General features: G+C 60.1%; 13 protein-coding genes and 1 tRNA gene. 6 read left to right on the top strand and 8 right to left on the bottom strand.

Annotation, left to right across the window (positions count from 1 at the left end):
- Positions 1-10: 10 nt before the first annotated feature.
- Both VVD49_RS18740 and VVD49_RS18735 read left to right on the top strand, forming a co-directional pair.
- Positions 11-1,180 (top strand): response regulator, encoded by a 1,170-nt coding sequence (locus tag VVD49_RS18740; RefSeq protein ID WP_327600750.1) that lies wholly within the window; start codon positions 11-13, stop codon positions 1,178-1,180.
- A complete protein-coding gene (locus VVD49_RS18735; protein WP_327600749.1) occupies positions 1,177-2,790 on the top strand; it encodes an ATP-binding response regulator in 1,614 nt (537 codons plus the stop codon). The genes VVD49_RS18740 and VVD49_RS18735 overlap by 4 nt, the downstream gene beginning before the upstream one ends.
- A gap of 77 nt (positions 2,791-2,867) precedes the next feature.
- Here the strand turns inward: VVD49_RS18735 and VVD49_RS18730 are convergent.
- A tRNA-Ser gene (locus VVD49_RS18730) sits at positions 2,868-2,957 on the bottom strand.
- A 62-nt stretch (positions 2,958-3,019) separates the two neighbouring features.
- Positions 3,020-4,306, bottom strand: coding sequence for a serine--tRNA ligase (gene serS / locus VVD49_RS18725; RefSeq protein ID WP_327600748.1), 1,287 nt, complete (start codon positions 4,304-4,306; stop codon positions 3,020-3,022).
- Between the two features lie 238 nt (positions 4,307-4,544).
- On the opposite strand from serS, the gene VVD49_RS18720 reads away from it, so the two are divergent.
- Entirely contained in the window at positions 4,545-4,808 is a 264-nt protein-coding gene (locus VVD49_RS18720; RefSeq protein ID WP_327600747.1) for a hypothetical protein, read from the top strand.
- Here the strand turns inward: VVD49_RS18720 and VVD49_RS18715 are convergent.
- The 4 genes from VVD49_RS18715 to VVD49_RS18700 form a co-directional block, all read right to left on the bottom strand.
- Positions 4,802-6,127 (bottom strand): replication-associated recombination protein A, encoded by a 1,326-nt coding sequence (locus tag VVD49_RS18715; protein ID WP_327600746.1) that lies wholly within the window; start codon positions 6,125-6,127, stop codon positions 4,802-4,804. The genes VVD49_RS18720 and VVD49_RS18715 overlap by 7 nt on opposite strands.
- 21 nt (positions 6,128-6,148) lie before the next feature.
- Positions 6,149-6,772 carry an outer membrane lipoprotein periplasmic chaperone LolA gene (gene lolA, locus VVD49_RS18710; RefSeq protein ID WP_327600745.1) on the bottom strand — a complete coding sequence of 208 codons (624 nt, stop codon included), beginning with the start codon at positions 6,770-6,772 and terminating at the stop codon, positions 6,149-6,151.
- A 47-nt stretch (positions 6,773-6,819) separates the two neighbouring features.
- Positions 6,820-9,126 (bottom strand): DNA translocase FtsK, encoded by a 2,307-nt coding sequence (locus VVD49_RS18705; RefSeq protein WP_327600744.1) that lies wholly within the window; start codon positions 9,124-9,126, stop codon positions 6,820-6,822.
- Between the two features lie 138 nt (positions 9,127-9,264).
- Positions 9,265-9,936, bottom strand: coding sequence for a Crp/Fnr family transcriptional regulator (locus VVD49_RS18700; RefSeq protein ID WP_327600743.1), 672 nt, complete (start codon positions 9,934-9,936; stop codon positions 9,265-9,267).
- 378 nt (positions 9,937-10,314) lie between these two features.
- On the opposite strand from VVD49_RS18700, the gene trxB reads away from it, so the two are divergent.
- Together trxB and VVD49_RS18690 are read left to right on the top strand one after the other, a co-directional pair.
- Positions 10,315-11,274 (top strand): thioredoxin-disulfide reductase, encoded by a 960-nt coding sequence (trxB, locus tag VVD49_RS18695; RefSeq protein ID WP_327600742.1) that lies wholly within the window; start codon positions 10,315-10,317, stop codon positions 11,272-11,274.
- 62 nt (positions 11,275-11,336) lie between these two features.
- The gene (locus VVD49_RS18690; RefSeq protein ID WP_327600741.1) at positions 11,337-12,167 is read left to right on the top strand and encodes a Smr/MutS family protein; all 831 of its coding nucleotides are present in this window, start codon (positions 11,337-11,339) and stop codon (positions 12,165-12,167) included.
- Positions 12,168-12,232: 65 nt separating this feature from the next.
- Here the strand turns inward: VVD49_RS18690 and VVD49_RS18685 are convergent, their stop codons facing one another.
- Complete coding sequence (locus VVD49_RS18685; RefSeq protein WP_327600740.1) at positions 12,233-12,571, bottom strand: P-II family nitrogen regulator; 339 nt, start codon at positions 12,569-12,571, stop codon at positions 12,233-12,235.
- 101 nt (positions 12,572-12,672) lie between these two features.
- Positions 12,673-14,277, bottom strand: a complete 1,605-nt coding sequence (locus tag VVD49_RS18680; protein ID WP_327600739.1) for an NAD+ synthase — start codon at positions 14,275-14,277, stop codon at positions 12,673-12,675.
- A gap of 154 nt (positions 14,278-14,431) precedes the next feature.
- On the opposite strand from VVD49_RS18680, the gene VVD49_RS18675 reads away from it, so the two are divergent.
- Positions 14,432-15,562, top strand: a complete 1,131-nt coding sequence (locus tag VVD49_RS18675) for a GNAT family N-acetyltransferase (protein WP_327600738.1) — start codon at positions 14,432-14,434, stop codon at positions 15,560-15,562.
- Positions 15,563-15,670 lie beyond the last annotated feature (108 nt).

Raw genomic sequence — 15,670 nt, 5'->3', positions numbered from 1 at the left:
AGGGAAGCAAATGAGCACACTCGAAGAAGGCCTCAACCTGGCGCCCCGGCACACCGTCCTGCTGGTCGACGACACGGCCGACAATCTCACCTTGATGAGCGACCTGCTCAAGGACATCTACAAGGTCAAGGTCGCGAACAGCGGAGAAAAGGCGCTGCGTATTGCGCAGTCAGGCATGCCGCCTGACCTGATCCTGCTCGACATCATGATGCCGGAGATGGATGGTTACCAGGTATGCAGCGCGCTCAAGAGCGATGCCCGCACGCGCGACATTCCAGTCATTTTCCTGACCGCCAAAAGCAACCCGGACGATGAGCGCATGGGGCTGGAACTCGGCGCAGTGGACTACCTGACCAAGCCCATCAGCCCGCCCATCGCGCTGGCGCGCGTGCGCAACCACTTGCTGCTGAAGGCCAGTGCCGACTTCCTGCGCGACAAGAGCGCCTTCCTTGAACAGCAGGTCGAACAACGCACGCGCGAGGTCATGGCGATCCAGGACGTCACCATCCTGGCCATGGCCTCGCTGGCAGAAACCCGCGACAACGAAACCGGGAATCACATCCGACGCACCCAGTACTACGTCAAGGCACTGGCGCAGAAACTACAGGCACACCCGCGCTTCAGCGCCACGCTGACAGACGACTACATCAGCGTACTGTTCAAATCCGCGCCACTGCATGACATCGGCAAAGTTGGCATCCCGGACCGCATCCTGCTCAAACCCGGTCGTTTCGAGCCGCATGAATTCGAAATCATGAAAACCCACACCACCCTGGGGCGCGATGCCATCGAGCATGCAGAGAACGCGCTGGGGACGCCCGTGCCCTTCCTCGCCATGGCCAAGGAAATCGCCTATGCCCACCAGGAGAAATGGGACGGCTCAGGCTACCCGCAAGGAATAAGCGGCGACGACATTCCGTTGTCGGCACGCCTGATGGCCATTGCCGACGTCTACGATGCGCTGATCAGCCGGCGCGTTTACAAGGAAGGCATGCCGCACGACAAGGCAGTCCAGATCATCATCGAAGGCAAGGACAAACACTTCGACCCCGACCTGGTGGATGCCTTCATCGAACTGAAGAGTGAATTCCAGGCGATCGCCACGCGTTTCCACGATACGGATCAGGACATGGCGACGAAACAGGAACAGGTCAGCAGGCTTCTCGGAGAAGGCCAATGAGCACACAGACGACCCATAACGCGACCGGCAAACCGCAGACATTCAGACAGCAAGTCACACAAGCCACCTTTCTGGTGGTGGACGACTTCGAGCCCATGCGCAAGATTACCGCCGGGCAGCTGCGACAGCTCGGCGCCGAGCGCATCCTCGAAGCGGCCAATGGTGCAGAGGCGCTGAAGCTCATCCGGAACGGGCAAGTAAGCGTCGTGCTGTCCGACTGGAACATGCCCGTAATGTCAGGTCTCGATCTGCTGCGCGCACTCCGCGCCGACCCTGCACTGCACGCCCTGCCCTTCATGATGATTACGGTGGAGACCGAGCGCGAGCGCGTGCAGGAAGTCATCCATTCCGGCGTGTCCGAAGTGCTGATCAAACCGTATACGGCAGGGAATTTTGCTGAACGTCTGAAGCGCGCAATGACGCGTAGCTACCCGGCCCTGCCGACAGCCAGGCTACCCGCCACCGCACCCGAACAGCTAGCGGACGAGCAAGCCGAGCTGGGCGTCGCGACACCGCCCACCATCCTCGTGGTGGACGACACGCCCGACAATCTGCGCCTGCTGGCGCACATCTTCAAGGAAGAGTATCGGGTCAAGATCGCTCATAACGGCGAAAAAGCGCTCGCCATCTGCCATTCGGATACGCCGCCCGATCTCGTATTGCTCGACGTCATGATGCCTGACATGGACGGCTTTGAAGTCGCCGAGAAATTGCGCGCCCATCCTGCCTCAGAACACATACCGATCATTTTCGTGACGGCACTGAATGACGAGACCTCGCGCCTGAAGGGTATGACGCTCGGCGCAGTAGACTTCGTCTCCAAGCCCATCAACCCTGAAACCCTGCAGCTACGTGTAGGGAATTTCATGCGCTACATCGCGCTGCACCGGCAACTGCAATCCGACTACGACACGATGCTCGAAGTTGCGCGTCTGAAAGGGGACGTGGAGCAAGTCATCCGTCACGACCTCCGGGCACCGCTTGCCGGGGTGATAGGCCTGACTCAAGACCTCGTCGCACACAGCAACCTGCGCGAAGACCAGAACGACCAGTTACGCATGATCGAAGAAGCCGTCCTGCAGGCACTCAACATGATCAACCGCTCCTCCGAGCTGTACAAGATCGAGACGGGACGCTTCCAGCTCAGGCCCCAATCCGTAGCCGTGATAGAGATCGCACGACGACTCGCAGAGATCAACCAGAAGACCTTTGCCACCAAGACACTGGGGATTCACGTCGTGAATGCCGACAACGTTCCGGAGGAACAACTCACCATCAGCGGCGAACCCATGTTCTGCTATTCAGTGCTGGAGAATCTGCTGAAGAATGCCTGCGAGGCCGCACCCGAGCGCACCCCGATCAGTATCACGCTCCGTGCCGACACCGCCTTGTCCATCGTTATCGAGAACCAGGGCACAGTCCCCACAGCCATGCGCGGACGCTTCTTCGAGAAATTCGCAAGCTCAGGAAAACCGGGAGGAACCGGCCTCGGCACCTACTCCGCAAGGATGCTCACGGAAGCCCAAGGCGGGCAAATCGCCATGGAAACGGACGATGCGACAAACTCGACCCGCGTGACCGTGACCCTGCCCTTGAACACCGCCACCTGAGCCACGCAGACCAAGGCAGGCACAATAAAGCAAAAGCCCGACTTCCTGAATCAGGAAATCGGGCTTTTCCAATTTTGTGGCGGAGAGGGTGGGATTCGAACCCACGGTAGGCTTGCACCTACGCCTGATTTCGAGTCAGGTACATTCGACCACTCTGCCACCTCTCCGCGAGCCGCGCATTATAGCCAGCTCTTATCGCTCTGGCTAGTCGATTTGACAATCCGGCGCCTTATTGCGCCGCAAGCCGCTCCAGCCCGCCCATGTAAGGGCGCAGCGCATCGGGAATGATCACCGAGCCATCGGCCTGCTGGTAGTTTTCCAGCACGGCAACCAGCGTGCGGCCGACGGCAAGACCAGAGCCGTTGAGGGTGTGCACGAACTCGTTCTTGCCCTGTTCGTTCTTGAAGCGGGCCTGCATACGACGCGCCTGGAAGGCTTCGCAGTTCGAGACGGAAGAAATCTCACGATAGGCGTTCTGTGCCGGCAGCCAGACTTCGAGGTCATAGGTCTTGGTTGCGCCGAAACCCATGTCGCCCGTGCACAGCGCAACGACGCGGTATGGCAGGCCGAGCTTCTTAAGGATCGCTTCGGCGTGCCCGACCATACCTTCGAGCGCTTCGTAGGAGGTGTCCGGATGAACGATCTGGACCATTTCCACTTTGTCGAATTGATGCTGACGGATCATGCCACGCGTGTCACGACCGTAGCTCCCGGCTTCCGAGCGGAAGCATGGCGTATGTGCGGTCAGCTTGAGCGGCAGCTCCTCTGCCTTGAGCACGGATTCGCGCACGGTATTGGTCAACGAAATTTCGGCCGTGGAGATCAGGTACTGGGTCTGCGAACCTTCGCCACCGCGTTCAACCCGGAACATGTCTTCTGCAAACTTGGGCAGCTGCCCCGTGCCGTACAGCACTTCGGGATTCACGATGTAGGGCGTGTAATGTTCGACGTAGCCATGCTCGCCCGTTTGCGTATCGAGCATGAACTGCGCGAGGGCGCGATGCAGACGTGCAATGCCGCCACGCAGGAGGGTGAAACGCGCACCCGAGAGCTTGGCGCCAGTGTCGAAGTCGAGGCCCAGCGGACCGCCCACATCGACGTGGTCCTTCACTTCGAAATCGAAGCTGCGCGGCGTACCCACCTTGCGCACTTCGACATTGCCCGACTCGTCTGTACCCACCGGCACCGATGCATGCGGCAGGTTCGGCAAGCGCTGCAGGAAGTCTGTCATCTTTTCCTGCAGGGCCGACAAGCGCTCTTCCGCAGCCTTGAGTTCATCGCCAAGCCCGGACACTTCCGCCATCACGGCCGACGCATCTTCGCCCTTGCCCTTGAGCATGCCGATCTGCTTGGACAGGCTGTTGCGCTTGGCCTGCAGGTCTTGCGTGCTGGTTTGCAGAACCTTGCGTTCATCTTCAAGTGTCTGGAAAGCGACGGTGTCGAGCACGAATTTGCGGTTAGCAAGCGTTTGCGCGACGGTGTCGAGCTGGGTGCGGAGCAATTGGATATCGAGCATGGGATTGCCGGTTCGGAGTTGTTATCGTTGTTGCGCGGCACGCACGCGGCGCCGCAAGTCGTGAATTGTCTCAAAAATCGCGCACGGACGGCGGACCGCATTGCGTGACGGTCACAGCGCACCTATCCGCCCCTATCGACCACCTTCGCATTGATTGAAAAGCGCTACTGGCGTTTGCGGCCTGCAGGTATAGGCTGAACTCAGGGCACGGATACAACCATTCAGGGAAGGAATGCAGATGCTTTCAATGCGTGATTGTCTGGACTATTGCGATCTCACTGAGGAAGAAGTGGAGTTGTTTGCGCAACACGAGCACATCCCGTGTGAAGTTGCGGCAACGGTTGCATGTAGCTTGGTGCAGTCAGACAACGGCGTGATCCTGATGGATCAGTGCCTGGCGGAGATGCTTGAAGACGCGTTACGCGTCGGAGAGTCCGCCAAATCCGAACACGTGTTTCACGTGTATGCGCAGTTCCGTGCTGCGCACCCGCTCGCTCATTGATCTTTGCCGCCTCTCGCGCGGCGATCAAGCCCTTTCAGGTATGCGAGTTTTTCGGCGATCTTCGCCTCTAACCCGCGGTCAGTCGGCTCATACCATCTGATCGCGGGCACCCCTTCCGGCATGTAATCCTCACCCGCTGCATAGGCGCCCGGTTCGTCGTGCGCGTAGCGGTATTCCTTGCCATAGCCCAGTTCCTTCATGAGCTTCGTCGGCGCATTGCGCAGATGGATCGGCACGGGCCGGCTGCCATCGCCCTTCACGAATCGGACTGCTTCGTTGTAGGCCATGTACGCCGCGTTGGATTTGGCTGCACAAGCGAGATAGATCACGGCCTGCGCCAGGGTCAGCTCGCCCTCGGGTGAGCCAAGGCGCTCGAAGGTCTCACAAGCATCCAGTGCAATGCGCAGCGCACGCGGGTCCGCAAGGCCGATGTCTTCGCTGGCCATGCGTACGATGCGGCGACCGAGATAGAGCGGATCTGCGCCACCGTCCAGCATGCGGACAAACCAGTAAAGCGCCGCATCGGGATTCGAGCCGCGCACCGACTTGTGCAGCGCCGATATCTGGTCGTAAAACGCTTCGCCGCCCTTATCGAAGCGACGCAGGTTCTGCGACAGCGTGCTCGCCGCGAAATCACCATCGATCTTCGTGATTTTGGCGGCGCCCGCAGCCGTACGCAGGGTTTCGAGCACGTTGAGGAAGCGGCGTGCGTCGCCGTCTGCCCAACCGATCAGACGCTCTTTCGCTTCGTCCGAGAAACTCAGATCCGGCATGGCCTCGCGCTGGGCGCGCTCGAAGAGCTGCGTCATCTCCTCCGGCTTGAGGCTGTCGAGCACGTACACCGAGGCGCGCGACAACAAAGCCGAATTCACTTCGAACGATGGATTCTCAGTCGTGGCACCGATGAAAGTGACCAGCCCGGACTCGACGTAAGGCAGAAATGCATCCTGTTGCGACTTGTTGAAGCGATGCACTTCATCGACGAACAGGATGGTGTGACGACCGCTGCGCGCACGGCTGGCCTCGGCCTGCGTCATCGCCTCACGGATGTCTTTCACGCCGGAAAAGACTGCGGAAAGCGCCATGAACTCGGCATCGAAATGCGTCGCCATGAGTCGCGCCAGCGTGGTCTTGCCCACGCCAGGTGGCCCCCACAGGATCATCGAATGCGGCTTGCCCGACTCGATTGCCAAGCGCAGTGGCTTGCCCGCTCCGAGCAGGTGGGATTGCCCGACGACTTCATCGAGCGTTTTGGGACGTAGCTGCTCGGCAAGCGGAACATTGCCGGCCGGAGCCTGATCGGAGAAAAGATCAGACACAGGATCAGTCATCCGTACAGGTCACGGATTGGCGCCTTCGCCGATCACGTCAGCGCCCTTGGGCGGCACGAAGCGGAAGGTTTCCGCCGTCACCGAAACATTGCGCTCGAAGCCGACGAATTGCAGCACCGTGGTCTGGCCGAAATTGTCTTTCACTTCCATTGCCTGAGGCAGGCCACCCTTGAAACCAATGCGCACGCGCTCGAAGCCGGCTTCGTTGTTCTTGGGCGTGGCATCCAGCCAGGCCAGGCCGCCATTTTCGCCGCCGTCTTTCAGGTCGAAATTCTTCTCGAGTGCATTGTCACCGGCAAGCAGTGCCGCAGGGCTCGACCCAAGCGCCTGGCTCATCGGCTTGATGACGACCTGATTCAGCTCCTTGTCGTACGACCAGAGCTTGCTGCCATCACCAACGATGAGCTGGTTGTACGGCTTCTCATAGGTCCAGCGAAACTTTCCCGGACGCTGGAAGATCATCGAGCCACTGGCCTTCTGACCTTCCTTGCCGCTCTTGCTGATCACAGACTGCGTGAAGCTCGCCTTGGCTGTCTTGCTCCCCTCGAGAAACTGATGCAGCTGCTCGACTCCGTTGGCTGCGTACGCGGCCGAGGACAATAGCAAGCTCAGTGAGGTGACGATGAAACGCATGAGATATCCGATCAACTACTGCAAGGAAAAAACAGGACGCGCAGAAATCATTCCTCGCGCGGCGGCGGCGCGATGACTTCCCGATTGCCGTTGGCGCTCATGGCAGATACGACACCGGACTTTTCCATTTGTTCGATCAACCGCGCAGCGCGGTTATAGCCGATCCGCAGGTGGCGCTGGACCAGCGAGATCGATGGCCGGCGTGTCTTGACGACGATTTCCACGGCCTGATCGTAGAGCGAATCGGATTCACCATTCGGCTCCCCCCCCGCACCCTCAAGCGAAACCAACTCCCCGCCACCCTCGTCCGCGCCGCCACTCAAGATGCCTTCGACGTAGTCCGGCTCGCCCGTGGTCTTGAGGAACTCGACGACCTTGTGCACTTCCTTGTCGTCGACAAAAGCACCATGCACACGCGTCGGATAACCGCTCCCCGGCGCAAGGTAAAGCATGTCTCCCATGCCCAGCAGCGCTTCGGCGCCCATCTGGTCAAGCACGGTACGCGAGTCGATCTTGCTCGACACCTGGAAGGACATACGCGTCGGAATATTGGCCTTGATCAGGCCGGTGATCACATCAACCGATGGACGCTGCGTCGCCAGCACAAGGTGAATGCCTGCCGCACGTGCCTTCTGGGCCAGGCGCGCGATCAGTTCTTCGATCTTCTTGCCAACCACCATCATCAGGTCGGCCAGCTCGTCGATGACGATGACGATCATCGGCAGCGTCGACAGCGGCTCGGGATTTTCCGGCGTCAACGTAAAGGGATTGGTTAGCGGCTTGCCAGCCTTCTGTGCGTCGGTGATCTGCTTGTTGAAGCCAGCCAGATTCCGCACACCCATCGCAGACATCAGCTTGTAGCGACGCTCCATTTCGCCGACACACCAGTTCAAGGCATGCGCAGCGTGACGCATGTCGGTTACGACCGGCGCCAGCAGGTGCGGAATGCCTTCGTACACCGACAATTCCAGCATCTTCGGGTCAATGAGGATCAGGCGAACCTTGTCGGCCTCTGCCTTATAGAGCAGCGACAGGATCATCGCGTTGATACCGACCGACTTGCCGGAACCGGTCGTACCCGCCACAAGCAGGTGCGGCATCTTGGCCAGATCGGCCACCATCGGATTGCCACCAATGTCCTTGCCGAGAACGATGGTCAGCGGCGAGTTCATGTCGTGGTAGACCTTGGACCCCATGATCTCCGAGATGCGCACGGTCTGGCGCTTCGGATTCGGAATCTCGAGGCCCATGCAGGTCTTGCCCGGAATCGTCTCGACGACACGGATGCTGATGACGGACAGCGCACGCGCCAGATCCTTCACCAGATTCATGATCTGGCTGCCCTTCACGCCTGTTGCGGGTTCGATCTCGAAGCGCGTGATGACTGGCCCCGGATACGCAGCCAGCACCTTCACCTCGACACCAAAGTCGGCGAGCTTGCGTTCGATCAGGCGCGAGGTGTACTCAAGCGAATCCACCGATGGCGGCTCGACATCATTGGATGCGGCGTCGAGCAGCGACAGCGGCGGCAAACCACCCGTGCCGGTATCACCAAACAGCGATTGCTGCGACTCCTTGACCACGCGCTCCGACTTCACGATCTCCGTCTTCACGGGCTCGATGTGAATGGTGACCGGTGGTTTTTCCTCGCGCTTCTTGCGCTCCTTCTTGGCCTTCTCTTCGCGCTTGACGACCAGCTCCTGCCCCACGCGCCGATCCTGCCAAGTCTGGTATTGCGCATGGCACCACAGTGCCGAGGCCTCGAGCGCGTGCCCAAGTTTCTCGACGGCCACGACCCACGAGAAGCCGCCAAAAATGGACAAGCCGACGGCCCACAAGGTCAGCAGGAACAAGGTGCCGCCAGTAAAACCGAGGTAACGCACGCACAGCTCACCGATCTCCAGCCCAACCAGCCCACCAGGAGCGCCGGGCAATGTAGCCGTGCTGCTATAGAAGCGTACCGCCTCGATGCCGCTGCTGGACAACAGCACGATCACGAAACCGGCGATGACAATGAAGAAGGAACGGCGGTCGCCGGCCAGTTCGTCGCGCAAGCGACGGCCACTGAAGAAGAGACCCCAGAACAGGAACACCACCAGCCACCAGGCAGAGCTGCCCAGAAATGACAGAAGCATGTCCGCAAACCAGGCGCCGAAACGCCCGCCCGGATTCACGACACGCCCCGGCGGCACGGCATGAGACCAACCCGGGTCGCCCTTGTCGTAGCCGATCAGGACCATGGCAACGTACGCCCCGATGGCGCCCATGATCAACCAGCGAGCTTCGCGAACGAGCAGGCCGATTTTCTCGGGTAATGGCTGGGAGGCCTGGCGTGACACAAAACGGAAAAGCATGAGGGCGCGGTAGATACCGGGCTAAGGGAATGCCGGATTATAGCGTGTCAGGCCGACAGGCCACGCCATAAAAGGACAAGCCGCCGGGCGCAGGCGCGCCGGGCGGCTTGTCGGGATCAGCTCGGGTCTGACCCGGGCTCAGACCGTGTGGATCTGCTCGTACAGAATGACGCCAGAGTCGGTTTCATCGATGAGACCTCTCGTTTGCAGGTCTTTCATGACGCGCGACACCATCTCGCGGGAAGCACCGATCATCTTGGCAATATCCTGCTTGGATATTTTCTTGCGCACGATGGTCTGGCCATCGGAAGTTTCAGCCATGTCGAGAAGCAGGCGCGCGACACGACCATACACGTCCATCAGCGCCAAGCTCTCGATCTTGCGATCAGCTTCGCGCAGGCGGCGCGCCAGGCTGCCCATAATGCGCAGGCAGAGTTCGAAATTGTCCTGCAGGATGCGACGGAAATCGGCTTGCGCAATCACGACCAGATCGACCGCCGAAACTGCCGTCACGGTGGCCGAACGGGGCTCCTCATCCACCACGCCCATCTCACCGAAAATGTCGCCTTGCCCGATCATGGTCAGGATGACTTCACGTCCGTCTTCGTCGCTGACGACCACTTTCAGATTGCCGTTGAGGACGAAATAGACGTTGTCGGTAGTGTCACCCGCCAGCACGACAGCTGTGCCACGCGACACACGACGCAACATGGCGCAGCGCGCAACCATCTCGAGGCGCTCAGGTGCGATTCCCTGGAACATGGGCAGGGTTCTGAGGGCTGTGACAGATACGTGATTCGCGTTCAACATGCAGGTCTCCAAGACTCTATAGATGGCGTAGCGCGTGCTGCGCGACATTGCCCCGTGCCAACATCAGGGCAAGTTCGCTGAACGTAGTTCTTTGCCTGTGATCTGTGATGTTGTTCCTTGACGGCCCGGAACTGTTTTTTATTTTTCGGCACGAGTATAGATGATCGGTCACACACTGCGGAATCTTTAGCCTTGAAGGCTTGACGGGGACCTGCGGTCGATCAGCCATGCCGGCCGCGCGCCCGAGCACCAGCCTGTCGAGCTCTAGTCGCAGACAGGCGACAGCATTGCCGGCAGCTATCGCGCCGATAAGCAGTCGCCAAACAGGGCTCGGCTATAATCGGCGCAGATTCAGCCCCCAACCGGAAAGTCACATAGATGAGCACAACAACACGTCACCATCCCCTGATCATTCTCGGTTCCGGCCCTGCCGGTTATTCCGCAGCCGTCTATGCTGCACGCGCCAATCTCAAGCCGGTCCTGATCACCGGTCTGGCGCAAGGTGGTCAGCTCATGACCACGACTGAAGTCGATAACTGGCCTGCTGACGCAGACGGAGTCCAGGGTCCCGATCTGATGGCGCGCTTTGAAAAGCACGCCACGCGCTTCAACACGGAAATGATCTTCGATCACATCCACACGACCAAGCTGACCGAGCGCCCATTCACCCTGATCGGCGACACCGGCACCTACACCTGTGACGCGCTGATCATCGCTACCGGCGCAACCGCCAAATACCTGGGACTGCCTTCCGAGGAGAAGTTCGCAGGACGCGGCGTGTCGGCTTGCGCAACTTGCGATGGCTTTTTCTACAAAGGCCAGGAAGTCGCAGTCGTCGGCGGCGGCAACACGGCCGTCGAGGAGGCGCTGTACCTCGCCAACATCGCCACCAAGGTCACGCTGGTGCATCGCCGCGACAAGTTCAAGGCTGAGGCCATCATGGTCGACAAGCTGATGGATCGCGTCAAGGAAGGCCGTATCGTGCTCGAACTGGATTCGACGCTAGAGGAGATTCTCGGCGACAACAGCGGCGCGACCGGCATGCGCATTCGCAACGTCAAGACGGGTGCAGCGAAGGACATCGCCCTGAAAGGCGTCTTCATTGCCATCGGCCACGCACCAAACACGGAGATCTTCAAAGGCCAGCTGGACATGGACACCACTGGCTACCTGATCACGGAATGCGGCCGTAACGGCAATGCCACGCAGACGAGCATCACCGGCGTGTTCGCGGCAGGCGATGTGCAGGACCACGTCTATCGTCAGGCCGTCACTAGCGCTGGTACGGGCTGCATGGCTGCGCTGGATGCTGAGCGCTATCTTGATAGCCTGAAGTAGGCCCTACTCCGATGCACTGATCGCCACACCGTCAGTGCATCGGTCGCAACTCGGCAGAGAACATGAGCCGCAACAAGCTTCCGCCCCTGGCGGAACTCCGTAAGCAACTCAAGTCGCGCCCCGCCCCTGCTCCGCGCCCAGGTGACGCACCGCTCGACGACGTCTCCCTGTTCCGGTCTTCCGTAAAGGACGCGCGCGCGCTGCCAGCATCGGATCGCGCGGAGATCAAGCAAGCCCCACCTCCGTCAGTCCCCCGCCGCAAAGACACGACGGAATCGCAAACCGAGGCGTCCGCCCCAATGCAGCAGGATGCCTGGGTCCCGGCTCATTGGCTCGAGAGCCACAGCAGCAACTCCGTTACGGCATCGAGCGAAGACCAGCTACTTGCCAACGCCTTGCAGGGCGTCGTACCAATGCGCAGCGACAAGGTCTTCCTTGAAGCTCCGAAGCCACGCCCGGTGCCAATCCAGCATCAACTCGACGAACAGGCGGCGCTGTCAGAGTCGATCTACGCGCCGACGCCGCTCGAACTCGTACTCGAAGGCGGCGACGAGCTGTACTACCTCAAGGAAGGCATTCCGCGCACCACCTTGCGCGACTTGCGTCGTGGTCGCTGGGTAGTACAGGCCCAGATCGATCTGCACGGATTGAATCGCGACGAAGCACGCGACCGGCTTGCTGCGGCTTTTGCTGACTGGCGCAAACGCGACATCCGCTGTGTGCGCATCATTCACGGCAAGGGACTCGGCTCACCGGGAAAGGAGCCAGTCCTGAAGAAGCTCGTCGCAGGCTGGCTGATGAACTATGACGATGTACTCGGCTACTGCCAGGCGCGCGTCCACGACGGTGGTGCCGGTGCGCTGCTGGTCTTGATGCGCGCCAACAAGCGCTGAGCAAATCAACAGACGTAAAAAAGCCGCCAGTCCGGCGGCTTTTTTACGTCTGACACCATGCAAGCTCAGACAGCTTCTTCGCCTGTCTCGCCAGTACGGATACGGATCACCTGTTCGACGCTCGACACGAAGATCTTGCCGTCACCGATCTTGCCGGTACGGGCCGACTTGATGATGGCTTCGATCGCTTGCTCGACGATGCTGTCGGGCACGATCACCTCGACCTTGATCTTGGGGAGGAAATCGACCACGTATTCGGCGCCGCGGTACAACTCGGTGTGGCCCTTCTGGCGGCCAAAGCCCTTTACTTCCGTCACGGTCAGGCCAGTGATGCCGACTTCAGACAAGGCTTCGCGCACTTCGTCCAGCTTGAAAGGCTTGATGACGGCTTCAATCTTCTTCACGGTATTGCCTCCGGGTTGTGTCTTACAGTTTTCGCAAGTATAGCGGACACCCGCCCATTCCAGCGTGCCAGTTGTTTGATGAAAAACGGTTCGCGCCCGTCCTAGTACTCGTCTGCGTAGCGGTTGGTGATGGGATAGCGCCAGTCCTTACCGAAACCACGGCGGGATACGCGTATGCCAACTGGCGACTGGCGCCGCTTGTATTCATTGCGCTTGAGCATGCCAACCACGCGGCGTACATCCGTCTCGGCGTAGCCCATGTCGATGATCTCGCGCGGGCTGGCGTTGCTCTCCATATAGGCCTCGATAATCGCATCGAGCACTTCGTAGGGCGGCAGCGAATCCTGATCTTTCTGGTCCGGTTTGAGTTCAGCCGACGGCGGTCGCACGATGATGTTTTCGGGAATCACCGGCGAAAGCGTATTGCGGTAGCGGCAGAGCCGATAGACAAAGGTCTTGAGGATGTCCTTGATGACGGCAAAGCCACCGGCCATGTCGCCGTACAAAGTGGCGTAGCCCACCGCCATCTCACTCTTGTTGCCGGTGGTCAGCACGATGCCGCCGAACTTGTTGGACAGCGCCATCAGGTTCATGCCGCGGATGCGCGCCTGCAGATTCTCTTCTGTCGTGTCGGCACCCTTGCCCTCGAACAAGGGCGTGAGCATCTCGCCAAAGACCTTCATCGCAGGTTCGATCACCAGTTCGTCATAGCGCACACCCAATGCCTCGACCAGCTCACGCGAATCGTCCAGGCTCATCTGCGCGGTATAAGGCGATGGCATCATCACGGCACGTACACGTTCCGCCCCGAGCGCGTCGACGGCAATACACAAAGTCAGGGCCGAATCGATACCGCCTGACAAGCCGATGATGGCCGCAGGGAAGCCATTCTTGCCGAGATAGTCACGCACGCCCAACTTCAAAGCGGCGTAGACCTCGGCCTCGATGGATTGCGGCTCCACCAGCACGCCAGCACGAATCTCCCCATCTGCGTACTCGATAATATCGAGCCGCTCTTCGAACGAAGGCGCCTGGTAGGCCAGCTCGCCATCGGCATTGAGGGCAAACGAAGCACCATCGAACACCAGCTCGTCCTGACCGCCAACCAGATTGCAATACACGACGGCCATGCCACCATCCGCGATGCGCTCACGCAGCACTTCGTAGCGCTGCTGCTGTTTGTTCATGTGGTACGGCGATGCATTCAATACCAGCAGCAGCTTGGCACCGGCACGGGCAGCAGCTTCGGCCGGGCCGCGCTCCCAGATGTCTGCACAGATGTTGACGCCAACCTTGACGCCTTTCACCTCGAATACGCAGGCCCCCTCTCCCGGTTTGAAGTAGCGAACCTCGTCGAATACCTCGTAGTTGGGCAGGCGCACCTTGCGATAAGTGTGCAAGACCTTCCCATCGCGCAGCAGCGAGGCCGCGTTGTGGCACACCGACCCCAGCAGCTCGGGGTGACCAACGAGTACATCTATGCCCTGGGTCGCTTCGGCCAGCGCGGCCAGCTCCTGCTCGCAGGCACGGTAAAAATCCGGGCGCGTCAGCAGATCTTCAGGTGGGTAGCCACACAAGGCGAGCTCGGGCGCCAACAGGATATCTGCGCCAGCCGCACGTGCAGCGAGGGCCGCTTCGCGCAGCAGACGCGCATTGCCTGCTATATCGCCCACTACGCTATTGATCTGGGCAACTGCGACTTTCAACGCCGGGGTGCCTGGTTGCGGGAATGAGGTTACTGTTGTCACTGTCTGTTACTACCTTGCAAGGAATACTGTTGGCGTGGGGCAGCGCCCCGTCATCAGCCGAAACTATACCTTGTCCACCCCCACCCTTCCCGACCCACTCACCAGCCCCGGCATGTTCCGAATCATTCACGACATCAACCAGATCCCGGCAAGCGCCTGGGACGCCCTGCATGATGGACAACCCTTCTTGCGTCACGCCTTTCTCGCCGCCCTCGAAAGCTCCGGCAGCGTTGGTCCGGCCAGGGGCTGGGAGCCCGCGCATGCCACGCTATGGCACGACCAGACCTTGATTGCCGCCGCCCCCCTCTATCTGAAGTCGCACTCGTGGGGCGAATACGTTTTCGATTGGGCATGGGCCGACGCCTATGCGCGGCATGGCCAGAGCTACTACCCGAAATGGCTGTGCGCAGTCCCCTTCACACCGGTCCCGGGGGCACGCCTGCTGGCACGCACCGAGGCGCAACGTAGCGACTTGCTGCGCAGCATGCTCGAACACATTGCGGCCAGCGGGCACAGCTCCTTCCACCTGTTGTTTCCCGATAGTGATGCGCCCCTCCTTCAGCAGGAGCTCATGCAACGTCATGGCGTGCAGTTCCATTGGCATAACAAGGGCTATCGCCATTTCGAAGATTTCCTCGCCGGCATGTCTCATGACAAGCGCAAGAAAATTCGCCAGGAACGGCGCAAGGTTGCCGAGTCGGGCGTAACACTGGAGGTACTGGAAGGCACAGCCATCAGCACCAGCCATTGGGATTTCTTCTATCGCTGCTACGCCATGACCTACGCCCAGCATGGCGGCTCGCCCTATCTCACTCCGGATTTCTTCCAGCGCATTGGCACCGAACTCCCAGAAAGTTGCGTGCTGCTGCTGGCCAGTCGCGAGGGACGCGCTATCGCGTCCAGCCTGCTGATCCGCGATGACACAGCGCTTTACGGGCGTTATTGGGGGGCCCTCGAACACGTGTCCTGTCTGCACTTCGAGGCCTGCTATTACGCGCCGATCGAATATGCCATTGCACAAAAACTGCAGCGCTTCGAAGGTGGCGCGCAGGGCGAACACAAGCTGGCGCGCGGTCTCGACCCCACGCCGACACAATCCGCGCACTGGATCGCCGACGAGGACTTCCGCACCGCCATTGCACGCTTCCTGCAGCGGGAGTCGCTCGGCATGCAGCACTACATCAACGAACTGGGCGAGCACTCAGCCTATCGCGATCGGAGCAGAGACGAGGGAGCAGACTGACCCGCTCGTCCGCCCACAAGCCCATCGTCCTCTGCAATCAAGATCAAGGAAGTTCGTGCAGCCGGCCTGTAGTCGGCATGCCTGCCAGTGACTAGGGGAAACCCCGAG

It is taken from the genome of Uliginosibacterium silvisoli, assembly GCF_036017035.1.
In the GTDB taxonomy this organism is placed as follows: domain Bacteria; phylum Pseudomonadota; class Gammaproteobacteria; order Burkholderiales; family Rhodocyclaceae; genus Viridibacterium; species Viridibacterium silvisoli.
The sequence above is the reverse complement of the archived record's forward strand: the minus strand, read 5'-3'. Positions and strand labels throughout refer to the sequence as shown.